Source organism: Rhodococcus sp. B10 (assembly GCF_011770055.1).
Classification (GTDB): Bacteria; Actinomycetota; Actinomycetes; order Mycobacteriales; family Mycobacteriaceae; genus Rhodococcoides; species Rhodococcoides kyotonensis_B.
Map to the genome: position 1 here is coordinate 26,591 of NZ_JAAFYV010000038.1, position 22,487 is coordinate 49,077.

The 22,487-nt window shown below is 65.9% G+C and carries 16 protein-coding genes and 2 tRNA genes; 14 read left to right on the forward strand and 4 right to left on the reverse strand.

Translation table 11 applies throughout. The annotated features are described in order from the left end of the window. Nucleotides 1-29 precede the first annotated feature (29 nt). Nucleotides 30-758: a hypothetical protein gene (locus RhoFasB10_RS21510; RefSeq protein ID WP_068423853.1), complete on the reverse strand. Its 729-nt coding sequence runs from the start codon at nt 756-758 to the stop codon at nt 30-32. Nucleotides 759-941: 183 nt separating this feature from the next. Between RhoFasB10_RS21510 and RhoFasB10_RS21515 the strand changes: the two genes are divergently transcribed. After that, nucleotides 942-1,694: a maleylpyruvate isomerase N-terminal domain-containing protein gene (locus tag RhoFasB10_RS21515; RefSeq protein WP_068423774.1), complete on the forward strand. Its 753-nt coding sequence runs from the start codon at nt 942-944 to the stop codon at nt 1,692-1,694. Between the two features lie 118 nt (nt 1,695-1,812). Here RhoFasB10_RS21515 and RhoFasB10_RS21520 read toward each other — a convergent pair. Beyond that, a tRNA-Gly gene (locus RhoFasB10_RS21520) sits at nt 1,813-1,883 on the reverse strand. Nucleotides 1,884-2,112: 229 nt separating this feature from the next. Between RhoFasB10_RS21520 and RhoFasB10_RS21525 the strand changes: the two genes are divergently transcribed. From RhoFasB10_RS21525 to clpX, 5 genes are all read left to right on the forward strand, one after another. Further along, a tRNA-Pro gene (locus RhoFasB10_RS21525) sits at nt 2,113-2,186 on the forward strand. A 110-nt stretch (nt 2,187-2,296) separates the two neighbouring features. Continuing rightward, on the forward strand, nt 2,297-3,673 hold the full coding sequence (tig, locus tag RhoFasB10_RS21530) for a trigger factor (protein WP_167678480.1): 1,377 nt from the start codon (nt 2,297-2,299) through the stop codon (nt 3,671-3,673). An 81-nt stretch (nt 3,674-3,754) separates the two neighbouring features. Next, entirely contained in the window at nt 3,755-4,405 is a 651-nt protein-coding gene (locus RhoFasB10_RS21535) for an ATP-dependent Clp protease proteolytic subunit (RefSeq protein WP_084423645.1), read from the forward strand. Nucleotides 4,406-4,451: 46 nt separating this feature from the next. Then, the gene (locus RhoFasB10_RS21540) at nt 4,452-5,093 is read left to right on the forward strand and encodes an ATP-dependent Clp protease proteolytic subunit (RefSeq protein WP_068423770.1); all 642 of its coding nucleotides are present in this window, start codon (nt 4,452-4,454) and stop codon (nt 5,091-5,093) included. 366 nt (nt 5,094-5,459) lie between these two features. Further along, nucleotides 5,460-6,737 carry an ATP-dependent Clp protease ATP-binding subunit ClpX gene (gene clpX / locus RhoFasB10_RS21545; RefSeq protein WP_068423769.1) on the forward strand — a complete coding sequence of 426 codons (1,278 nt, stop codon included), beginning with the start codon at nt 5,460-5,462 and terminating at the stop codon, nt 6,735-6,737. A gap of 54 nt (nt 6,738-6,791) precedes the next feature. Here the strand turns inward: clpX and fdhD are convergent, their stop codons facing one another. Continuing rightward, nucleotides 6,792-7,616, reverse strand: coding sequence for a formate dehydrogenase accessory sulfurtransferase FdhD (fdhD, locus tag RhoFasB10_RS21550; RefSeq protein ID WP_068423767.1), 825 nt, complete (start codon nt 7,614-7,616; stop codon nt 6,792-6,794). A gap of 58 nt (nt 7,617-7,674) precedes the next feature. After that, nucleotides 7,675-9,810 carry a 4-alpha-glucanotransferase gene (malQ, locus tag RhoFasB10_RS21555; protein ID WP_167678482.1) on the reverse strand — a complete coding sequence of 712 codons (2,136 nt, stop codon included), beginning with the start codon at nt 9,808-9,810 and terminating at the stop codon, nt 7,675-7,677. A gap of 354 nt (nt 9,811-10,164) precedes the next feature. Here malQ and RhoFasB10_RS21560 point away from each other — a divergent pair, with 354 nt between their 5' ends. The 8 genes from RhoFasB10_RS21560 (at nt 10,165) to RhoFasB10_RS21595 (ending at nt 22,407) form a co-directional block, all read left to right on the forward strand. Beyond that, nucleotides 10,165-10,587, forward strand: coding sequence for an anti-sigma factor (locus tag RhoFasB10_RS21560; protein WP_068423765.1), 423 nt, complete (start codon nt 10,165-10,167; stop codon nt 10,585-10,587). Further along, a complete protein-coding gene (locus tag RhoFasB10_RS21565) occupies nt 10,587-11,372 on the forward strand; it encodes a SigB/SigF/SigG family RNA polymerase sigma factor (RefSeq protein ID WP_068423763.1) in 786 nt (261 codons plus the stop codon). The genes RhoFasB10_RS21560 and RhoFasB10_RS21565 overlap by 1 nt, the downstream gene beginning before the upstream one ends. A gap of 90 nt (nt 11,373-11,462) precedes the next feature. After that, nucleotides 11,463-13,439 (forward strand): alpha/beta fold hydrolase, encoded by a 1,977-nt coding sequence (locus RhoFasB10_RS21570; RefSeq protein ID WP_068423761.1) that lies wholly within the window; start codon nt 11,463-11,465, stop codon nt 13,437-13,439. 43 nt (nt 13,440-13,482) lie between these two features. Continuing rightward, nucleotides 13,483-16,152, forward strand: coding sequence for a valine--tRNA ligase (locus RhoFasB10_RS21575; protein WP_068423759.1), 2,670 nt, complete (start codon nt 13,483-13,485; stop codon nt 16,150-16,152). Between the two features lie 60 nt (nt 16,153-16,212). Continuing rightward, nucleotides 16,213-17,592: a folylpolyglutamate synthase/dihydrofolate synthase family protein gene (locus RhoFasB10_RS21580; protein ID WP_167678496.1), complete on the forward strand. Its 1,380-nt coding sequence runs from the start codon at nt 16,213-16,215 to the stop codon at nt 17,590-17,592. Then, the gene (locus tag RhoFasB10_RS21585) at nt 17,589-17,990 is read left to right on the forward strand and encodes a DUF4233 domain-containing protein (protein WP_114332703.1); all 402 of its coding nucleotides are present in this window, start codon (nt 17,589-17,591) and stop codon (nt 17,988-17,990) included. Before RhoFasB10_RS21580 ends, RhoFasB10_RS21585 begins: the two co-directional genes overlap by 4 nt. A 39-nt stretch (nt 17,991-18,029) precedes the next feature. After that, nucleotides 18,030-18,443 (forward strand): nucleoside-diphosphate kinase, encoded by a 414-nt coding sequence (gene ndk / locus RhoFasB10_RS21590; protein WP_167678484.1) that lies wholly within the window; start codon nt 18,030-18,032, stop codon nt 18,441-18,443. Nucleotides 18,444-18,963: 520 nt separating this feature from the next. Further along, nucleotides 18,964-22,407 (forward strand): translation initiation factor IF-2 N-terminal domain-containing protein, encoded by a 3,444-nt coding sequence (locus RhoFasB10_RS21595; protein WP_167678486.1) that lies wholly within the window; start codon nt 18,964-18,966, stop codon nt 22,405-22,407. Nucleotides 22,408-22,487: the final 80 nt, after the last annotated feature.

Consider the following 22,487-nt stretch of genomic DNA (forward strand, 5'->3'; position numbering starts at 1 on the left):
TGCCGAGTCGCTGCGCAGACTCCGCTTCGTCAGAAGCCGCCGAAGTCGCCTCCACCGAAGTCGCCTCCACCGAAGTCCCCGCCGCCGAAATCACCACCGCCGTCACCGAAGTCGCCTCCGCCGTCGCCGTAGTCACCGCCGAAGTCTCCGCCGCCTTCGGACCCGTCGCCGGCTCCGCTCGCGAAATCCTGTTCGCCGTATCCGACTCCGGCCATGCCCGAGAACATCGCGGAGAAAAGGAACATCGAACCGACGCCCCAGGCGCCTGCGACGAGCGCGGGCTTCCACCAGGGCTCGGAGTACCAGCCCGCCGGTACCGGGCGACCCGCGACTTTGCCGCCGGGGTAGTAGTTCGGTGTCCGGTCGGACGGGTTCGGTGACGCCTCGACCTGCCTGCCTTCGAAGTCGACCTTGCGATCCTCGGTGACCTGGCCTGCGGAGCGCTGACCGTCGATGCCTTGAATTTCGGGTCCGGGGTCCATGCCCATCGCGAGCCGTGCCGCACGGATGTAGTACAGGCCTTCGAGTGCGGTCTGCTTCGCCAGACGAGCCTGTTCGACGGTCTTCGCCTGATCGATCTGAGATCCTGCGGCGATGTTGCGTTCCGACGCGTCGGCCAGAGCCTGCTTCGACGCGGTGTCGGTGCCGGTGAGGTTGTAGATCTGGCCGCCGAGACGTTCGATCGACTGTCGCGCATCCGCCTTCGCGTCTTCCAGCGTGCTCGCCGTCCGGGCTGCGGAGTTCTTCTGGCTGCGCATGACCAGATAGACGACTGCCGCGACGACGATGACGACGAGTAACAATGCTTCCACTGTGACCCCTTCCGGGGATTCTTCCGGGGGCGGACGATCACCGCGACCCCGTCGGACAAATCGGACACTATCGAGTTTACGCGGCGGATATCCTCGCTCCGGTGACGTGACAGTGCCAGGATCGCCGGTATGACACCTGATCAACAGTTGGATCTACTTGCCGCCGAATGCACCCGCATGGGGTCACTGTCCTTGGACGACGCGAGCGCACCGGTCCCGTCGATGCCGGATTGGACGGTCGAGAAACTGGTCAGGCATGTGACCTTCGTCCACCGGATGGCGCGCGCGGCACTGTCCGCGCCTGCGGCCGACGGCATGGCGAAAGTCGTTGCAGCAGTAGACAAACCAGAACGTGGTCCCGCGGTGCTCGACGACTACGCCGAGGCTGCCGCGGCGATGCTCGACGACTTCCGACGCGTCGACTTGCAGCAGCCGGTGGCGACGTGGGCAGGCGAGGGGACGGCCGATTACTGGATTCGTCGGCAGCTGCACGAGGTGACCGTCCACCGCTTCGACGCGCAGGACGCCGTGCACGCACGCGGGGGAGCGGAGCCCGACGCAGCCGACCCTGCCGGGGCCGCCGACGGCGTTGCGGAATGGGCCGAGGCGTTCCTGACGCGTGTGCCGTTGGAGCGTGTGCCGGACCTGCGCGGGCGCACGATTCATCTGCACACCGACGACGGAACGGACATGGAGCTGTTCGTCGACTTCACCGGGGACGCCGTTGCCGTCACTCGTGAGCATCGCAAAGGGGATGTGGCACTGCGTGGATCGGCGCAGGACCTGTTGCTGACGGTGTGGCGCCGCCGGCCGTTCGAGACTCTGGACGTCGTCGGCGACGAGGCGGTGGGGCGGGCGCTGTACGACGGCGTCCGAATCTAGGCCTGGCCCGGCATCGATGGCACGCCACAGCCGCTGGGCGGCATGGATGGTGCTTCGATGCCGGCAGGAGGGCAACGAAAAAGGCCCGGTCCGCAGGTGCGGACCGGGCCTTTCGATGAGCCGATGACGAGAATCGAACTCGCGTAGCCTGTTTGGAAGACAGGGGCTCTACCATTGAGCTACATCGGCGTGCGAGCAGTCGGTGGATCGGTGATCCCCGTTGCTTGCGATTCGAAACTCTACATAATGCGGCTTCGAGATTACAAACCGCCTGCATGTAGAGTCTGTCGAGACGGAAACGGTGGCCCTGTGTGGGGTACCGCCGACGTCTGCTGTTCAATGGTGCCTGTAGGTTGGACGGTGTTCGCACGAGGTTTCCGTTGTCGTGCGGGAAGCCGCAGCGTGCGGAGCAGTACGACGGGGTGTGGCGCAGCTTGGTAGCGCATCCGCTTTGGGAGCGGAGGGTCGCAGGTTCAATTCCTGTCACCCCGACAGAAGGCCGCGGGGTCCGAACGGATCCAGCGGCGTCCGCGTGAACGGTTCGCCGTCGACGGTGAGCCGGTCCGACAGCAGAGGCAAGACCACCAGAAGGAGCATGTCCCGTGAAGAGCACCGTCGAGCAGCTCAGCCCGACGCGAGTCCGTATCAACGTTGAGGTGCCCTTCGAGGAGCTCAAGCCTGATTTCGACCGCGCATACAAGGCACTCGCGCAGCAGATCCGTCTCCCCGGATTCCGCCCGGGCAAGGCTCCGGCGAAGCTCCTCGAAGCACGCGTCGGCCGTGGCGCCGTGCTCGAGCAGGTCGTCAACGACGCTCTCCCGGCTCGCTACTCGGAGGCCGTGACGGCCGAGGAGATCAAGGTCATCGGCCAGCCCGAGATCGAGATCACCAAGATCGAGGACGGCGAAGAACTCACGTTCACCGCCGAGGTCGACATCCGCCCCGAGATCACGCTTCCGGACTACTCGACCATCAGCGTCACCGTCGACCCGCTGGAGATCACCGACGAGGCCGTCGACGAGCAGCTGCAGTCGCTGCGTCAGCGCTTCGGCACCCTGACGGGCGTCGAGCGTGCGGTCCAGACCGGTGACTTCGTGTCGATCGACCTGTCGGCCACCGTCGACGGTGAGACCGTCGAAGAGGCGTCGGCCGAGGGCCTGTCCCACGAGGTCGGCTCGGGTCAGCTGATCGAGGGCCTCGACGACGCCATCGTCGGTGTCGCAGCCGGCGAGTCCAAGGACTTCACGTCGACCCTCGTCGCAGGCGATTACGCAGGCAAGGAAGCCGTCGTCACCGTCAAGGTCGTGTCGGTCAAGGAGCGCGAGCTCCCCGAGGCCGACGACGAGTTCGCTCAGCTCGCCAGCGAGTTCGACACGCTCGACGAGCTCCTCGCCGACCTGAAGACGCGCGTCGAGCGCGTGAAGAAGGTCGAGCAAGCCGGTCAGATCCGCGACAAGGTGCTCGAGACGCTGCTCGAGACCGTCGAGGTTCCGGTGCCCGAGGCCGTCGTCAAGGCCGAGGTCGACAACCAGGTCCACGAGGCCATCCACGGTCTGGACCACGACGAGGCCAAGCTCGCCGAGCTGCTCGAGTCGCAGGGATCGAGCCGTGAAGAGTTCGACGAGGACGTCAAGGAGACGGCCGAGAAGTCGGTCCGCACCCAGCTGCTGCTCGACGCCATCGCCGAAGCCGAGAAGACCGAGGTCGGCCAGGACGAGCTCACCGAGCGGATCATCTTCCAGGCGCAGCGCTACGGCATGTCGCCCGAGCAGTTCATCCAGCAGGTGCAGCAGGCCAACCAGCTGGGCGCAGTCTTCGCGGACGTGCGTCGCGGCAAGGCCCTCGCGTCGGTCGTCGACCGCGTCAAGGTGACCGACACCGCCGGTGCGGACATCGACACCTCCGAGCTCTTCGGAAGCCCCGCGGAAGCCGAAGAGCCTGCAACAGGCGATTCTTCCGAGGGTGAACAAGAGAAGTAACGCTGACAGCGAACGACGGCGGTTCCGGGACTCCGGGGCCGCCGTCTTTCGTTAGTGTCTGTATCAGGAACCAACGATCGTATGGAAAAGGCAGGTACCGTGACTGTTCAGAATCCGGCGGCTTCGCACCAGCAGAGTCCCGTCATGACTTCGGCCTCTTCCGGCCTGAATCTCAGTGACTCCGTGTACGAGCGTCTGCTTCGCGAGCGCATCATCTTCCTCGGTACTCAGGTCGACGATGACATCGCCAACAAGCTCTGCGCACAGATCCTTCTTCTGTCGGCCGAAGATCCCACCCGCGACATCTCGCTCTACATCAACTCTCCCGGTGGTTCGGTCACCGCGGGTATGGCCATCTTCGACACGATGGAATTCGCCGAATGCGACGTTGCCACCTACGGCATGGGACTCGCGGCCTCGATGGGCCAGTTCCTGTTGTCGGCAGGTACGAAGGGAAAGCGCTACGCCCTTCCGCACGCCCGCATCATGATGCACCAGCCGTCGGCGGGCATCGGTGGTAGCGCCAGTGACATCGCCATCATGGCGGAGCAGTTCGCTCACACGAAGCGGGAAATGGCCGAGCTGATCGCTCAGCACACCGGACAGACCGTCGAGCAGATCACCGCGGACTCCGATCGTGACCGCTGGTTCACCGCAGAAGCGGCCAAGGAGTACGGCTTCGTGGACCACGTCATCTCGCGCGCGCGGCAGGCAGGCGGCACCGGCTCCTGATCAGGAGCCGCTCGTCCCTCACGATCACTCACTTCATGGAGAAACGATGACAAACTTGTTCGACCCGAATCAGATGCCGTCCTCGCGGTACATCCTGCCGTCCTTCGTCGAGCACTCCAGCTACGGCGTCAAGGAGTCCAACCCGTACAACAAGCTGTTCGAGGAGCGCATCATCTTCCTCGGGGTCCAGGTCGACGACGCGTCGGCCAACGACATCATGGCGCAGCTGCTCGTGCTCGAGGGGCTCGACCCCGACCGCGACATCACGATGTACATCAACTCGCCGGGTGGATCGTTCACGTCGCTGATGGCGATCTACGACACCATGCAGTACGTCCGAGCAGACGTCGCGACGGTGTGCCTCGGTCAGGCGGCGTCGGCTGCGGCAGTTCTGCTGGCAGCGGGAACGCCGGGCAAGCGTGCCGCACTGCCCAACGCCCGCGTGCTGATTCACCAGCCCGCCAGTGGTGGAATCCAGGGTCAGGTCTCGGACCTCGAGATCCAGGCCGCCGAGATCGAGCGCATGCGTCGCTTGATGGAGACGACGCTCGGCCGCCACACCGGTAAGGATCCCGACGTCATCCGCAAGGACACCGATCGCGACAAGATCCTCACCGCCGAGCAGGCGAAGGAATACGGAATCATCGACACCGTGTTCGATTACCGCAAGTTGTCGGCACAGAAGTAGTACCGAACAGGTATCTTCGCGAAGACCGTTGCGGGTGCCGAGTGGACCGGAGCTCGTTCCACTCGGCACCGCACCCATCGCAGGCCGGGTCGACGTAACAGTCGGGGGCCTGCGATTCGATGGTCGGTATGGCAGTGAATGAGGTGGGGTCGTTCGAATCGAGTACTTCTCGGATTCGTCGGCGAATCACCGGAAACAACTCGCCCATGTTCGACGAACACGGGTACGGTCGCATCAGGGCTCGAAAGCTATGGCTCATCGTGTCATCGCTCGAACGCTGTGGATCGAGAAGTTGCACACGGCCGGCGCAGTACCCGGTAGGGGTGTTCGCCGGTCGAACGCGGACAAGGAAGTAGGAACCTCCGAATGGCACGCATCGGTGACGGTGGCGATCTGCTGAAATGCTCTTTCTGCGGTAAGAGCCAGAAGCAGGTGAAGAAGCTCATTGCGGGGCCGGGTGTGTACATCTGCGACGAGTGCATCGACCTGTGCAACGAGATCATCGAGGAGGAGCTCGCGGAATCGAGCGAGGTCAAGCTCGACGACCTGCCGAAGCCCTCCGAGATTCGGGATTTTCTCGAGAACTACGTGATCGGCCAGGACACCGCCAAGCGCACGCTGGCCGTGGCCGTCTACAACCACTACAAGCGCATCCAGGCCGGCGACAAGGCTCGTGACACGCGCGGCGAGAGCGTCGAACTGGCCAAGTCCAACATTCTGATGCTCGGCCCGACGGGCTGCGGCAAGACGTATCTGGCGCAGACGCTCGCCAAGATGCTCAACGTGCCGTTCGCGATCGCCGACGCCACCGCGCTCACCGAGGCGGGTTACGTCGGTGAGGACGTCGAGAACATCCTGTTGAAGCTGATCCAGGCTGCCGATTACGACGTCAAGCGCGCCGAGACCGGCATCATCTACATCGACGAGGTCGACAAGATCGCCCGCAAGAGCGAGAACCCGTCGATCACGCGTGATGTCTCCGGCGAGGGCGTGCAGCAGGCGCTGCTGAAGATCCTCGAAGGTACGCAGGCCAGCGTTCCGCCTCAGGGTGGACGCAAGCACCCGCACCAGGAGTTCATCCAGATCGACACGACCAACGTCCTCTTCATCGTGGCCGGAGCGTTCGCCGGCCTCGAGAAGATCGTGTCGGACCGCGTCGGAAAGCGCGGCCTCGGCTTCGGTGCCGAGGTCCGATCCAAGGCCGAGATCGACACGCAGGATCACTTCGCCGAGGTCATGCCCGAGGATCTGATCAAGTTCGGTCTGATTCCGGAGTTCATCGGCCGTCTGCCGGTGGTCGCGTCGGTCACCAATCTCGACAAGAACTCGTTGGTCACGATCCTGTCGGAGCCGAAGAACGCGCTCGTGAAGCAGTACAGCCGGTTGTTCGAGATGGACAACGTCGAGCTGGAGTTCACCAAGGATGCGTTGGAAGCGATCGCCGACCAGGCGATCCTCCGCGGCACCGGCGCTCGTGGCCTGCGGGCGATCCTCGAAGAGGTGCTCAACCCGGTGATGTTCGACATCCCGAGCCGTGACGATGTCGCGAAGGTCGTCGTCACGTCGGAGACCGTCAACGACAACGTCCTCCCGACGATCGTTCCGCGCAAGCCGGAGCGCGAGCGTCGCGACAAGTCGGCGTAGTCACCTACACCCCGAGACCCGGTCGTCCACGGACGGCCGGGTCTCGTCGTATGTTCAGCGTTCGATGCGGTCGGCGCGCGAGTAGATGTTCATGTTCTCGCCGCGGAGGAACCCCACGACGGTGAGTCCGGATTCCTCGGCCAGGTCGACGGCGAGCGACGAGGGCGCCGACACCGCAGCGAGCACGGGTATCCCGGCCATGACGGCCTTCTGTGCGAGTTCGAAGGATGCTCGTCCGCTGACCATCAGAACCGTTCCTCGAAGCGGCACTCGGCCTTCGCCGACCGCCCAGCCGACCACCTTGTCGACGGCGTTGTGCCTGCCGACGTCCTCGCGGACCACCAGCATCCGGCCGTCGCGGTCGAACAGCGCTGCAGCGTGCAATCCGCCCGTCGATTCGAACACCTTCTGGGCGTCACGCAGCGTCGTCGGCATGGTTGTCAGCACCGACGCCTTGACCCGCACGTCGTCGGACGCGGGGGAGTGAACCGATTTCAGCCGAACGGCATCCAGCGATGCCTTGCCACACACGCCGCACGACGACGTCGTGTAGAAGTTGCGTTCGACGCCCGGCTGGGGTGGTGCGACCCCGTCGGCGAGCGTGATGTCGAGAACGTTGTAGGTGTTCTGCCCCTCGTCGTCGACGCCGTCGCAGTACCGGGCTATCGCGATGTCGTCGCGGCTGCCGATGATGCCCTCGGTGAGCAGAAACCCGTGAGCGAGTTCGACATCGTGGCCCGGCGTGCGCATCGTGACGGCCAACGGGTTGCCGTCGACGCGGATCTCGAGGGGTTCTTCGACGACAAGCGTGTCGGGACGGCTGGTCTCGTGTATCCCGCGGATGCGTACTACTGGCCGTCGCGTCGTGATGCGTCCCATCGTTCGAGTATGCCGCTACGCGACCCGTGCGCGGATAGTTGGCCCAGGGTCCGACGATTCACGCACGGGTGCGAAGCGCCTCGACTAGCGACACCAACCTCGGATGATCGACGAGGTCGTCGACCCAGACGGCCTTCTTCTTGTCGTCGGCGAGAGGGACCTTCCAGTTCTCGTACTGGGTTTCGTCCGTTCCCGGTTGATTCTGAATGCGGTTCTCGCCGACGGCGTCCACGAGTGCGACACCGATCAGCACCGACGGACTGAGCCGGACGAGACGGTGCAACGCCTCGATTGTCTCCTGCTCGGACGCGTCGTCGGCGAGCAGTCCTCGATGTCGCGCGAGGTCGAGGACGGCCTCGCGAGCCGCGGTGTCCCGTGCGGTCTCCTCGTCGAGGTCGCGTTCGAGAAGCCCCAGCCGTGATCTGAGCGCGATGTGTTCGCCGCGCAGGTATCCGGCCGTCGGCGGCAGGTCGTGGGTGGTGACCGACGTCAAGCACAGGCGTCGGTAATCCTCCGGCGGAATGGGCGTTCCTTCGTCGTTCTCGAACCACAGGATCGACGTGCCGAACAGACCGCGGCCACCGAGGTACTCCTGCACCAGCGGTTCGAAGACCCCGAGATCCTCACCCACCACGACGGCACCGGCACGTTCCGCTTCCAGGATCAGGATCCCGATGAGTGCCTCGTGGTCGTAGGTGACGTACGCGCCGTCGGCAGCCGACGTCGCCCCCTCGGGAATCCACCACAGGCGGAACAGACCGAGAATGTGGTCGACGCGAACGCCTCCTGCATGCCGGAGCACGGTGCGCAGCATGTCTCGATACGGCGCATATCCGAGTTCGCGCAACCGATCCGGGTTCCACGGAGGCTGATTCCAGTTCTGGCCCTGCTGATTGAAGTTGTCCGGCGGCGCTCCCACGGTGACCCCGGACGTCAAGGCGTCACCGAGCGTCCAGGCGTCGGCTCCGTGTCGATGCACGCCGACGGCCAAGTCGTGGACGACGCCGATATCCATGCCCGAGTCGAGCGCGGCGCGCTGCGCGCGGCTCAGCTGTTCGTCGCAAATCCATTGCAGCCACATGTGAAAGTGGATCCGGTCGGCCAGTTTCGTGCGCTGGGCCGTCGCGTGATCGGTCCGCGGGTGGGCTGCACTGTCACGCCAGACTTTGCTGTTCGGACCGTGTTTCTCCGCGAGGGCACACCAGAGCGCGAAGTCTTCGAGTCCGGACCCCTCGCGCTCGCAGAACGACTCGAATGCCGCCTGACGTGACGCCGACCGCTCGACACGATGAACACGTTCGAGCGCACCGAGTTTCGCTCGGAACGACGGGTCGCGGTCGATGCGTCGAATTCGCTTGTTCGCCTTGGTGAATTCCGACGCCGACCTCCGGACCTTGGCGTACTTCTCGGGCGACAGATACGCGGTCTCCTCGATGTCCTCGACCCTGATGTACATGGGGTCGAAGAACCGTCGCGTGGACGGCAGGTACGGCGACGCCTCGACGGGCGGATTCGGACGCCCCGCATGCAGTGGGTTGACGAGGAGGTAATCGAACCCGTGGATTCGCCCCGCGATCGAAGCGGTGTCGGCCAGGTCGGCATAGTCGCCGACTCCCCACGAGCGGTTCGATCGCAGCGAATACAGCTGCGCGAGAAGGCCGTACCGCTGACGGTCGGTGATCGCGTCGTTCGCCGTGGAGCGCTCGGGTGTCACGGCGAGCGGACACTGCGACGTCGTCACCTCGCCGTTTCCCGGGTCGCTCGCAGCCGTGACCGTGTGCCAACCGGCTGGGATGTCTGCGGGGATCTCGAACGTGGCCCGGCCGACGAGTGTGCCGTCGACCTCACGTGGGTCGACCCATACTCCGAGTTGTTCGAGCTCGACACGGACCCCCGTCTCGGTGACGAGGTGCACCGACAGCGGATCCCCGTGCGGCACATGAACTTCGACGCGAGCCGTCGTTCCCGCGATCGTGACGAGAACGGGTGGCAACATGCGACGCCACGGTGCGGTGTCGAGATCGTCCAGCGAGCGCGCGACGTCGTCCTCGTCGGTCGCCGCGATGCCCCTGGCCTCGAGGATCGCGCGGAGTGTCGCGTCGGATACCGAATGTTCGACGTCGTCCCATCCTCGGTAGGACGCTCCGATGCCGCATCGCCCCGCCAGTTCCCGCAATCGCTCCGTGTAGTCCACCTCTCGATCGTGCCAGTACGGGAGCCCGCCGTCACCTCGTACGGCCGCGTGCCGTCCGGTCGACAAGAGTTTCGTTATCGAATCGGGTTCGTCCGCCCCTGGGGGCAGGACTACTCTGGGGCACCAGCGTCCGCGTACCTGCCCCGGGTCACGGTCGCGGATGTCCCCGTCCACGCCTCCCCCCGGTTGGGACGGGGACGTTTTGCGCCTGTTCGCCCGCTTCTGCCGTCGTCGCGCGAGCGGACCGCAGAGCCGCGCGGGATTGAACTGCGAATGCCTGGGTATCCTTGGTCCGGTCGAAATGGAGTTCGACCTCGGTCTGAGTACATGCGAAACAACTGATAGGGAGCGCGGATGACTGGCGTCGGCAAGATCGAAGAGCTGGAACGAGATTCCGGCGCACCGGTCGAATTGCGGGTGATCGCCGACGCCGCGCAGCTTCCCGTCGTTCGTGCCGTTGCCGAAACCCTTGCGGTTCTGTCGGACTTCACGCTCGACGACATCGCCGACATCAAGCTGGTCGTCGACGAGGTCTGCTCGGAACTGATCGCCGGTGCGGTGCCCGGGGCAGAGCTGTCGTGTTCGTTCGTCGTCGGTGACAGCGGCATCCGTATCGCCACGACGTCGACCGTGCAGACCGGCAAGCTACCGAAGCAGGACAGCTTCGGCTGGCACGTCCTGCAGACTCTGACGGATTCCATCGCGCTGACCGTCGACGATGTCGACGGAGGACACGTCGTCGCCGTCGACGTGATCAAGCGGAGGAGCACCATCTAGTGCCTGCGCCGTACGAGAAGTCCGGTCGGCGTCAGTCGGACGACTACAAAGAAGTCGTGCCCCTCATCCAGGAGATGCAGGCGCTCGACAAGGATTCACCGCAGCGACAGGTGCTGCGGGATCGCATCATTACCCGGTGTCTACCTCTGGCCGAACACATCGCCCGTCGATTCGGCGGACGCGGGGAGGCGCACGAGGATCTTCTGCAGGTCGCACGGCTCGGCTTGGTCAACGCCGTCGATCGATTCGACATCGAACGCGGTTCGGACTTCGTGTCGTTCGCCGTCCCGACGATCATGGGCGAGGCTCGTCGCTATTTTCGCGACGCGGGATGGTCGGTGCGTGTTCCGCGCCGCATGAAAGAGCTGAACTCGATGATTTCCGGCGCGGTGGGAACGCTCTCCCAGAAACTGGGACGTGCCCCGACGGCGAGTGAAATCGCGGCCGAGCTGGGCATCGACGTCAAGGAGGCCTCGCAGGCTCTGTTGGCGCGCAGTGCGTACCAGACGGTCTCGGTGGATTCGGTCGTCAGCGACGATCGGCTTCCGCTGATGGACACGCTCGGCGAGGATGATCCCGAGCTGGAGAAGATGGAAAGTTACCTCACCGTCCGACCGGCACTCGAGAAGCTTCCCGAGCGTGAGCGTCAGATCGTGATCCTCCGGTTCTTCGGGTCCATGACGCAGACGCAGATCGCCGAGCGCATGGGTATCTCGCAGATGCACGTGTCCCGCATCCTGGCTCGGACGTTGACTCAGTTGCGTGAGGAGCTCGGTCCCAGCTGAGCGGCGGCTCCTGAAGGCGCCGGCTGTCACAGGCTCGTCGTAGGATCGGTTCGGCCGTAATCCAGTTCGACCCTTCAGGAGCGCGTACCAGTGTCAGACGGCATCTTCGACGATCTCGCCCAGTACGTGGCTGCGCCGCGCGTGACCGACTTGGCGGTGACGGAGGACGGATCGCGCGTCGTCGTCGCAGTGTCCCAACTCGACTCTGCGGCAGCGTGTTACGTCGGTGCGCTGTGGGACGTCGACCCGTCCGGGCAGTCCGAGGCGCGCCGGTTGACGTTCGGCGAGGCAGGCGAGAGCGGCCCGGTATTCGGCGAGTCGGGCGATCTCTTCTTCCTGCGTCACGCGTCCAAGGACGAGAAGTCCTCGGCGATCTGGTCCCTGCCCGCACGCGGTGGTGAGGCACAGGTCGTCGCCGAGCGCGGCGCAGGCTTCTCCGGGTTGCGTCTGGCGGCCGGACGGATCGTGGCGTCGTCGAACGTGCTTCCGTCGGCGACCACCGACGACGAGGACGAGCGTCTACGCACTCTGCGCAAGGACGGCAAAGTCGACGCGATCCTGCATTCGGGCTATCCCGTGCGGTACTGGGACCACGATCTCGGCCCGGCCACCCCGCATCTGTTCGCCGGCCCGGTGGAGGGCGAGATGCGCCGCATCACCGCGAACGCCGGTCACGCTCTGCAGGAGGCGTCGTACGACGTCAGTCCCGACGGCACCTTCGTGGTGACGACGTGGACGGTGCCCGGCGCGCTCGCGGTGGCACGCACCGTCCTCGTCCGGATCGACGTGGCGTCGGGGGAGCGCACCGTCCTCGTCGACGACGCGGACGCCGATGTCGGCTCGCCCGCGATCTCCCCGGACGGGTCGAGTGTCGTGTTCGTGCGCGAGACGGTGACGACTCCCGAGGAAGCACCGCGAACGACGCTGCAGCAGTACGACTTCGACGGCGGAGTGATCTCGGATCTCGCGCCCGGGTGGGATCGGTGGCCGCGAGATCCGGTGTGGCTGCGCGACGGTAGCGGTGTACTCGTCGTCGCCGACGACGACGGCCGAGCCCCGATCTTCGTGGTCCGGGACGGATCGGTGACCAGGCTGACCGACACCGACTCCGCATACACGCACGTGCAGACGACCACCGGCGGGTCGGTGTTCGCGCTCGAGGCGTCGTACACGCAGCCGCCGCATCCCGTCCGGATAACTCTGTCGACCGGGGAGCTACGGCCTTTGCAGGCGGTGTCGCTGCCCGACGTGCCCGGCACGCTGACCGAGATCGAGACGCGTACGGAGGACGGCACACGGGTGCGTGCGTGGCTGGCGCTGCCGCCCGACGCGTCGGACCGTGCGAAGGCGCCGCTGCTGCTCTGGATCCACGGTGGACCGCTCGGATCGTGGAACACCTGGTCGTGGCGCTGGAACCCGTGGCTGCTGGTCGCCAAGGGATACGCCGTGCTGCTACCCGACCCGGCGCTCTCGACGGGCTACGGTCAGGACTTCGTCCAGCGAGGGTGGGGACGCTGGGGCCGCGAACCGTTCACCGACCTGATGGCCGTCACCGACGCCGCTGTCGCGCGCTCGGACATCGACGAGACTCGCACAGCCGCGATGGGCGGCTCGTTCGGCGGTTACATGGCCAACTGGATCGCGGGCCACACCGATCGTTTCGACGGCATCGTCACGCATGCGAGCTTGTGGGCGCTCGATCAGTTCGGACCGACCACCGACGTCGCGTACTACTGGCAGCGCGAGATGTCGCCGGAGATGGCGGTGGAGAACTCGCCGCATCTGTACGTCGCGGACATCTCGACTCCGATGTTGGTCATCCACGGTGACAAGGACTATCGCGTACCGATCGGCGAGGGGTTGCGGCTCTGGTACGAGCTGCTCAGCGAATCGGGACTGCCTGCCGACGACGAGGGCAGGACGGACCACCGGTTGCTGTACTTCCCGTCGGAGAATCACTGGGTGCTCGCACCCCAGCACGCCACGATCTGGTACCAGGTGGTCTTCTCGTTCCTCGCCGAGCATGTGCTGGGAGAGACGGTGGCGTTGCCCGAATCGTTGGGATGAAGGGCGAGCGGGAGGCGCTCGGCGCGACTACTAGAATCGTCGGGTGACCAGTTCAGCATCAGAGCGCCCCGAGTCTCCCGCCGACAACCTGCCCAAGAGCTGGGATCCCAGCGCGGTAGAGGCGGATCTGTACCAGGGCTGGGTGGATGCCGGCTACTTCGCGGCCGACCCGACCAGTGGGAAGCCGCCGTACTCGATCGTGCTGCCGCCGCCCAATGTCACCGGCAGCCTGCACATGGGCCACGCGCTGGACCACACACTGATGGACGCGCTGAGCCGTCGCAAGCGAATGCTGGGCTTCGAGGTGCTGTGGCTGCCGGGCATGGACCACGCGGGCATCGCGACGCAGACCGTCGTCGAGAAGCAACTGGCCGCCGACGGCAAGACCAAGGAAGACTTCGGCCGCGAACTCTTCGTCGACAAGGTGTGGGACTGGAAGCGTGAGTCCGGCGGCACCATCGGCGGGCAGATGCGCCGAATCGGCGACGGCGTCGACTGGAGTCGCGAACGCTTCACGATGGACGACGGGTTGTCGCGCGCGGTCCAGACGATCTTCAAGCGCATGTACGACGACGGTCTCATCTACCGCGCCGAGCGTCTCGTCAACTGGTCTCCAGTGCTGCAGACGGCGATCTCCGATATCGAGGTCAAGTTCGAGGACGTCGAAGGCGAGCTGGTCTCGCTGCGGTACGGCTCGCTGAACGACGACGAGCCCCACGTGATCGTCGCGACCACCCGTGTCGAGACGATGCTGGGTGACACCGCCGTCGCCGTCCATCCGGACGACGAGCGCTACCAGCACCTCATCGGCACCACGCTCGAGCACCCGTTCACCGGTCGGCAGATCCCGATCATCGCCGACGACTACGTCGATCCCGAATTCGGTACCGGCGCAGTCAAGATCACGCCTGCGCACGACCCCAACGACTTCGAGATGGGTCTGCGACACGACCTGCCGATGCCGACCATCATGGACAAGGCGGGCCGAATCGCCGACACCGGAACGGAATTCGACGGTCTCGACCGCTTCGAGGCTCGTGTCAAGGTTCGCGAGGCGCTCGCCGCGCAGGGACGCGTCGTCGCGGAGAAGCGGCCGTATCTGCACAGCGTCGGTCACTCCGAACGCAGTGGCGAATCGATCGAACCGCGGCTGTCGCTGCAGTGGTGGGTCAAGGTCGACGGACTGGCCAAGGCTGCCGGTGACGCAGTGCGCAACGGGGACACCGTGATTCACCCGGCAAGCCAGGAGCCTCGCTGGTTCGCGTGGATCGACAACATGCACGACTGGTGCATCTCGCGCCAGCTGTGGTGGGGTCACCGCATCCCGATCTGGTACGGCCCGAACGGTGAGACCGTCTGCCTCGGCCCCGACGAGACGGCCCCCGAGGGGTGGGAGCAGGATCCCGACGTTCTCGACACCTGGTTCTCGTCCGGCCTGTGGCCGTTCTCGACGATGGGCTGGCCCGATGCGACCGACGACCTCGCGACGTTCTACCCGACGTCGGTGCTGGTCACCGGCTACGACATCCTGTTCTTCTGGGTCGCGCGCATGATGATGTTCGGCACCTACGTGTCGCAGGACGCGTCGGTGACCGCAGGTCCGAACGGCGGCACGGTGCCGTTCCAGGACATCTTCCTGCACGGCCTCGTGCGAGATCAGTTCGGCAAGAAGATGTCCAAGTCCCGTGGCAACGGTATCGATCCGCTCGACTGGGTCGATCGCTTCGGCGCAGACGCGCTGCGGTTCACCCTCGCTCGCGGCGCCAATCCCGGCGCGGACCTGTCGGTCGGCGAGGATCACGCGCAGTCCTCGCGCAACTTCGCGAACAAACTGTTCAACGCGACCAAGTTCGCATTGATGAACGGTGCTGCGCCCGCGGCACTTCCGGACCGCTCCGAGCTCACCGATGCCGACCGCTGGATCCTCGACCGGCTCGAACAGGTTCGTGCCGAGGTCGACGCAGCGTTCGAGCGCTACGAGTTCAGCAAGGCGTGCGAGGCGCTCTATCACTTCGCGTGGGACGAGGTCTGCGACTGGTACCTCGAGATCGCCAAGGTCCAGTTCGGCGACGACAGCCACGGCGAACACACCCGCGCAGTGCTCGGCAACGTCCTCGACGCGCTGCTGCGTCTGCTGCACCCGGTGATCCCGTTCGTCACGGAGACGCTGTGGAAGGTGCTGACCGGCGGCGAGTCCGTCGTCGTCGCGTCGTGGCCGGAGGCCACCGGCGTCGCCGTGGACGAGATTGCGGCACAGCGCATCTCGGACATGCAGAAGCTCATCACCGAAGTGCGACGGTTCCGCAGCGACCAGGGGTTGAAGCCGTCGCAGAAGGTTGCCGCGAAACTCGTCGGCATCGACGAGGCTGACCTGATCGATCAGGTGGCGGCCACCCGTGCACAAGCGAAACTCACCGAGCCGGACGCGGAGTTCACCGCCACGGCATCGGTCGAGGTGCGCCTGTCGAAGGCGACGGTCGTCGTCGAACTCGACACGTCGGGCACCGTCGACCTCGTCGCCGAGCGTGCTCGGTTGGTCAAGGATCTGGCGGCCGCGGAGAAGGAACTGGCCCAGACGACGGCCAAACTCGGAAACGAGGCCTTCCTGGCCAAGGCGCCCGACGCCGTCGTCGACAAGATTCGTACGCGTCAGCAGATCGCCACCGAGGAGATCGCACGAATCAACACCCGCCTCGAAGCGATGGGAAGCTAAGTGAGCGAATCCGGCTCGCCGCGAGACGATTCCAGGCGAGGGGAGCCCAGCCCGGTCGACATGGCCGAGCTGGCCCTCGTGGAGGCCGAGCTCGACAAGCGGTGGCCCGAGACGAAGATCGAGCCCAGCACCGCTCGCATCGCGGCGTTGATGGATCTTCTCGGCTCGCCGCAGAAGGCGTACCCGTCGATCCACGTCGCCGGAACCAACGGCAAGACGTCGGTGACTCGCATGATCGACGCGTTGCTGACGCACTTTCACCGTCGCACCGGCCGGACCACGAGCCCGCACCTGCAGCTCGCGACGGAGCGGATCAGCATCGACGGCAAGCCGATCTCGCCGCGGCTGTACGTCGACACGTACAACGAGATCGCGCCGTTCGTCGAGATGATCGACACCCAGTCCCAGGCTGCGGGCGGGCCACGGATGAGCAAGTTCGAGGTGACGACGGCCATGGCGTTCGCGGCGTTCGCCGAAGCCCCCGTCGAGGTCGGTGTGATCGAGGTCGGACTCGGAGGTCGGTGGGACGCGACCAACGTCGTCGACGGAGAGATCGCCGTCATCACGCCCATCGATATCGATCACGTCGAATTTCTGGGCAGCGATCTCGCCGGAATCGCGCGAGAGAAGGCCGGGATCATCAAGAAGGCTCCCGAGCGGCTGGTACCACGCGACACCGTCGCGGTCATCGCCGAGCAGAAGCCGGAGGTGGCCGACGTGCTGTTACGTGCTGCCGTCGAGGCCGACGCGGCTGTGGCGAGGGCAGGGAGCGAGTTCCGTGTGCTCGGCCGACGTATCGCGATCGGCGGTCAGCAGCTCGAACTGCAGGGGCTCGGCGGGGTCTACACCGACGTATTCCTCCCGCTGCACGGCGAGCATCAGGCGCACAACGCGTCGCTCGCGCTCGCCGCGGTCGAGGCGTTCTTCGGGGCCGGTGCGGATCGTCAACTCGACGAGGACATCGTCCGCGCTGCGTTCGCGTCGATCGTCAATCCCGGCCGGCTGGAACGAGTCAGGAACGCGCCGACGGTCTTTCTCGACGCCGCACACAACCCGCACGGGGCACGCGCCCTCGTGCAGGCGCTGTCCGCGGAATTCGACTTCCGCAAGTTGGTCGGCGTCGTCAGCGTGATGGGGGACAAGGACGTCGAGCAGATGCTGACGGTGCTCGAGCCCGTCTTCGACGAGATCGTCGTGACCCACAACGGATCCCCGCGGGCGATGGACGTCGACGACCTCGCGAACATCGCCGTCGCGAAATTCGGTGACGAGCGCGTCGTCGTCGCGCCCACGCTGCCCGACGCGTTGGAGACCGCGATCGGTCTCGCCGAGGAGGTGGCCGACCCGGGTGAATCCGTGTCCGGTGCCGGTGTGGTGGTGACCGGCTCGGTCGTGACCGCGGGGGCGGCCAGGACATTGTTCGGAAAGGAACCGATATGAGCGACGGCACGGAACCTGCACAGTTCAAGCCGCCGGCGAACGACCCGTGGAAGGGATTCCGCGGTGTGTGCTCGGGCACGCTGATCCTCGAAGCCATCGTCGTGCTGCTGGCGCTGCCCGTCGTCGCGACGGTCGGCGGCGGGCTGAGCTGGTTCTCGACGACGTACATAGTCGGGGTCGCGATTCTGTTGATGCTTGCGCCAGGAGTGCAGGGGCGTCCGCAGGCGATGCAGATCAACCTGATCCTTCAGGCGCTCGTCCTGGCCGGGGTGTTCATCCACCTGTCGATCGGCATCGTCGGTGTCGTCTTCGGTGCGGTCTGGGCTTACCTGATCTACCTCCGCCGCGACATCACCCGTCGGATCGAACGCGGCATGCTCTACGGACAGAGGGACTGACCGAATCGGCCACGCTTTCGTCCACTACTGTCGTCAGTCGTGACCGAACGCACCCTTGTACTGATCAAGCCCGACGGAGTCGCCCGCCGCTACGTAGGGGAAATTCTCGGCCGCGTGGAGAAGAAGGGACTGAGCATCGCAGCACTCGAGCTCAAGCCTGTGACGCTCGAGCTGGCCAGTGCCCACTATGCCGAGCACGAGGGCAAGCCGTTCTTCCCGGCGCTCCTCGACTTCATCACATCCGGACCGGTCGTCGCGGCTGTGCTCGAAGGTCCGCGGGCCATCGCTGCGTTCCGCCAGATCGCAGGCGGTACCGATCCGGTCGAGAAGGCGGTTCCCGGAACCATTCGTGGCGACCTCGCTCTCGACGGCCAGCAGAATCTCGTGCACGGATCCGACTCGGTGGAGTCGGCCGAACGCGAGATCGCGCTGTGGTTCCCCGAGCTTCCCTGACCGAGTCGCACCGACGATCGAGTCGTCGTACCAGCGCGCCCGCCACGCCGCCGATCCAGTGATCGGAGCGGCGTGGCGGGTTCACTTCGTTCGGTATGGGATACTCGTGATGGTTGCTTTCACAACACAGGCTTCACGAAGACACATCTACACCGCACCAACACGCTTTACGCTCGACCCAGGGCGGCACGGCAGTGGACGACACTGCAGTGGCGCTCGCGTGGTAGCAACCGGATGACACCTGGGGTTCGATGCCCGTCATCGCTGCGCGACGCGTGAATTCTTCTCACGCCGACCGCATGCTTGATGATCCGGCGCTCGGGCTCGCAGGCGCCAGAGCCAACCAGCCAGGCCCCGCGCCCGGCGCACCGGTCACCGACGGTGACAGCGCACCAGACGCGGAGCGAGACCGAACAACCGACGCCACGCCCGGCGTCGGTACACATGGATTGCCCCCGCGTGGCCGCGTCACACCCACCAGTAACGCAGGTGGACGCGCCCGGGGGCCCGAGGAGATTACGTGGCCGATCAAGCCCCGCCCGAAGATGTACAGAACTCGAACTCGGGAAGTTCAGCAGGTGACGCGTCGTCGTCGGCCGGCGAAACCCCGACCTTCCCGGATCGGCTGCGCGTTCACGCTCTGGCCAAGATCATCGGCGTCACCAGCAAGCAGGTGCTCGCGAAGCTGGGCGAACTCGGTATCGAGGCCCGTAGCGCGCAGTCGAGTCTCGGCCGCGATGCAGCGACGACGGTGCACACCGCGTTCACGGCACCGGAAGTTGCACCTGTGGAGCAGGCTGCCGCAGAACCCATCGCAGCGGAACCCAGCGTCACCGAACCGCTGACCGGTGAACCCGCCCCCGTCGAGGTGGAACCGGTCGTCGAGGAGCCGCAGCTCGGCACCGAGCCTGCAACCACCGAGCCCGCTACCGACGAGCCCGCTACCGACGAGCCTGCAACCACCGAGCCCGCAGCCGACGAGCCTGCGGCCGAGGAGTCTGCGGGCGACGTCTTCGGTGCCGCGACGCGGCCCGAGGTTGCGCCCGCGTCACGTCCGCAGTTCTCGACCCCGCTGTTCCTGCAGCCCGAGGCGCCCGTCGAGGCGCCGCCGAAGCGCCGTCGCAGCCGTAAGGCGGCCGGACCCGCCGAGGACTCGACGTCGACGCCGGAGACCGACATCCCCGAGACCGCCGAGGCGACGACCCGGGTCGAGGACCCCTCTGTTCCCGCCGAGGCCGACGCTGCAGCCGACACGGACACCGAGTCTTCTCGAACCGACACCGACACCGACCGCAGCGAGGACGACGACGAGCAGTCGCAGCCGCGTCGCAGGCGGCGCGGACGTCGCGGTCGCGGCCGTGGCCGCGGGGAACAGTCCGACAGCACGGGTGACGAGTCGGATTCGCAATCCGACGACGAGTCGGGGTCCGGCACCGACAGCAGCGCGGAAGACAAGTCCGCCGACGATCGGTCGGACGTCGACGAGGCCGCGTCGGACGAGACCGAGGGCGAGGACAAGCAGGCAGGAGAGCGTCGCACGCGTCGTCGTCGCTCGCGTTCGGGAGACAAGAGCGAGACGTCCGAGCAGGACGAGTCGACCGAGTCCGACGACACGGACGAGGAGTCGGACTCCGCGGAGGAGTCGTCGGAGCACGACGAGGACGAGTCCTCGGACGGATCGAGCCGTCGCCGTCGCCGGCGGCGTCGTCGCCGCAGTTCCGGGGAGTCGTCCGAGCCGACGTCGGCCGACGACGATCCGCCGAACACCGTCGTGCACGAGCGTGAGCCGCGCAACAAGTCGCGCAGCAAGGACGAAGTCCAGGGCATCACCGGGTCGACGCGTCTCGAAGCCAAGCGTCAGCGTCGTCGCGACGGTCGCGACGCGGGTCGCCGCAGGCCGCCGATCCTGACGGAGTCGGAGTTCCTCGCTCGTCGTGAGTCGGTCGACCGCGTCATGGTCGTTCGGGAGAAGGCGTTCCCCGACCACGGCGTCACCACCCAGGTCGCGGTGCTCGAGGACGGCGTCCTCGTGGAGCACTTCGTGACCAGCAGCGCGTCGGCCTCGATGGTCGGCAACGTCTACCTGGGCCGCGTTCAGAACGTGCTTCCGAGCATGGAGGCCGCGTTCATCGACATCGGCCGTGGCCGCAACGGTGTTCTGTACGCCGGTGAGGTCAACTGGGATGCAGCAGGTCTCGGTGGCAATTCGCGCAAGATCGAACAGGCGCTGAAGCCGGGCGATCAGGTGCTCGTCCAGGTCAGCAAGGACCCGGTCGGACACAAGGGTGCGCGTCTGACGACGCAGTTGTCGTTGGCCGGCCGCTACCTGGTGTACGTGCCGGGTGGCAGTTCCACCGGAATCAGCCGCAAGCTGCCCGACACCGAGCGCAAGCGTCTCAAGGAGATTCTCCGCGAGATCGTGCCGCCCGAGGCAGGCGTCATCATCCGTACTGCCGCCGAGGGCGTCAGCGAAGAAGAACTGGCACGCGACGTGACGCGTCTACAGGCCCAGTGGACCAGCATCGAAGAGGCGTCTAAGAAGGCCGAGTCGAGCAAGGGGACGCAGCCGCAGACTCTCTACGAAGAGCCCGATCTGCTCGTCAAGGTCATCCGTGACCTGTTCAACGAGGATTTCGTCAAGCTCGTCATCGAGGGTGACAAGGCGTGGCAGACGACGTCGTCGTACATCGAGACCGTGGCCGCCGACATGTTGCCGAAGCTTCAGCGGCACGTCGCCGAACCCGGTCAGCCGGACGTGTTCGAGGCACACCGCATCGACGAACAGCTTGCCAAGGCACTCGATCGCAAGGTGTGGCTGCCGTCGGGCGGAACGCTCGTCATCGACCGCACCGAGGCGATGACCGTCGTCGACGTCAACACCGGCAAGTTCACCGGTGCCGGGGGCAACCTCGAAGAGACGGTGACCAGGAACAACCTGGAGGCTGCCGAAGAGGTCGTCCGCCAGATGCGTCTGCGCGACATCGGCGGCATGATCGTCGTCGACTTCATCGACATGGTTCTCGAATCGAACCGTGATCTCGTGCTCCGGCGTCTCACCGAGGCACTCGGACGCGACCGGACACGGCATCAGGTGTCCGAGGTGACGTCGCTCGGCCTCGTTCAGATGACGCGCAAGAAGCTCGGAACGGGCCTGGTCGAGGCATTCTCGACGACGTGTGAGCACTGCCAGGGACGCGGCATCGTCGTGCACCCGTTCCCGGTCGAGGCCAAGGCCACCGAGAACGACTCGCGTTCCAACTCGTCGCGCGGCGAAGGCGGATCCGGCCGTAAGCGTCGTGGTCGGGACAAGTCCGACAACAACCAGGCGCAGAACACGCCGGAGCAACCCCAGCACGAGCACACCGTCGACCCGTCGGTGAAGCGTGCGCACCCGGTCGCGTTGGCCATGGCCGCGCATCACGACGAGGTCGTCGCCGACGTGACGCCTGCCGACGTGGTCGACAAGGCGCAGGACGCGTCGGACGCCGCGCCCGAGATCATCGACGCGACCGATGTCGCTGCGGTGCAGGGAAAATCGGTCGAGACGACTCCCGCCGAGGTCGAGGTCACGGAAAAGTCCGAGGTAGCCGAGCAGCCCGAGATCACGGAGACGAGCGACGGCGTCGCGGAGACCGGATCGGACGGACAGGCAGCAGCCGAGGAGTCGGCCGTCGCACAGCCCGTGGTCGAGGAACCTGTCGAAGAACAGGCGATCGTCACGCCGCGCCGGGCCAGGAGAGTGGCCCGTAAGGCGGCTGCGCCGACGACAGAGGCACCCGACGCCGGAACCGTGTTCGTGATTCCCGCCACGCAGTCCCCGACGGACCTGGCGGCTCCCGAACCGGTGCACACGACATCGGGTCCGAGCACGGCGTCGAACTCGGATTCGGCTGCCGACCTGCCCGTACGGAAGCCTCGCCGACGAGCAGCAGCTCGCCCGGCAGGCCCGCCGGCCGACGAATAACGATGAGCCGTCGAGGTCGGCGGATGGGCGGTTTGACCATGACTGCCCATCTGCCGTAACCTTGATAAGTCGCTCCTGGT

What these genes read in the sequence shown, in the direction of transcription:
- RhoFasB10_RS21510 (WP_068423853.1), bottom strand. Translation starts at nt 758, where the DNA reads ATGCGCAGCCAGAAGAACTCCGCAGCCCGGACGGCGAGCACGCTGGAA.
- RhoFasB10_RS21515 (WP_068423774.1), top strand. Translation starts at nt 942, where the DNA reads ATGACACCTGATCAACAGTTGGATCTACTTGCCGCCGAATGCACCCGC.
- RhoFasB10_RS21535 (WP_084423645.1), top strand. Translation starts at nt 3,755, where the DNA reads ATGGAAAAGGCAGGTACCGTGACTGTTCAGAATCCGGCGGCTTCGCAC.
- RhoFasB10_RS21540 (WP_068423770.1), top strand. Translation starts at nt 4,452, where the DNA reads ATGACAAACTTGTTCGACCCGAATCAGATGCCGTCCTCGCGGTACATC.
- clpX (WP_068423769.1), top strand. Translation starts at nt 5,460, where the DNA reads ATGGCACGCATCGGTGACGGTGGCGATCTGCTGAAATGCTCTTTCTGC.
- fdhD (WP_068423767.1), bottom strand. Translation starts at nt 7,616, where the DNA reads ATGGGACGCATCACGACGCGACGGCCAGTAGTACGCATCCGCGGGATA.
- RhoFasB10_RS21560 (WP_068423765.1), top strand. Translation starts at nt 10,165, where the DNA reads ATGACTGGCGTCGGCAAGATCGAAGAGCTGGAACGAGATTCCGGCGCA.
- RhoFasB10_RS21580 (WP_167678496.1), top strand. Translation starts at nt 16,213, where the DNA reads ATGGCCGAGCTGGCCCTCGTGGAGGCCGAGCTCGACAAGCGGTGGCCC.
- RhoFasB10_RS21585 (WP_114332703.1), top strand. Translation starts at nt 17,589, where the DNA reads ATGAGCGACGGCACGGAACCTGCACAGTTCAAGCCGCCGGCGAACGAC.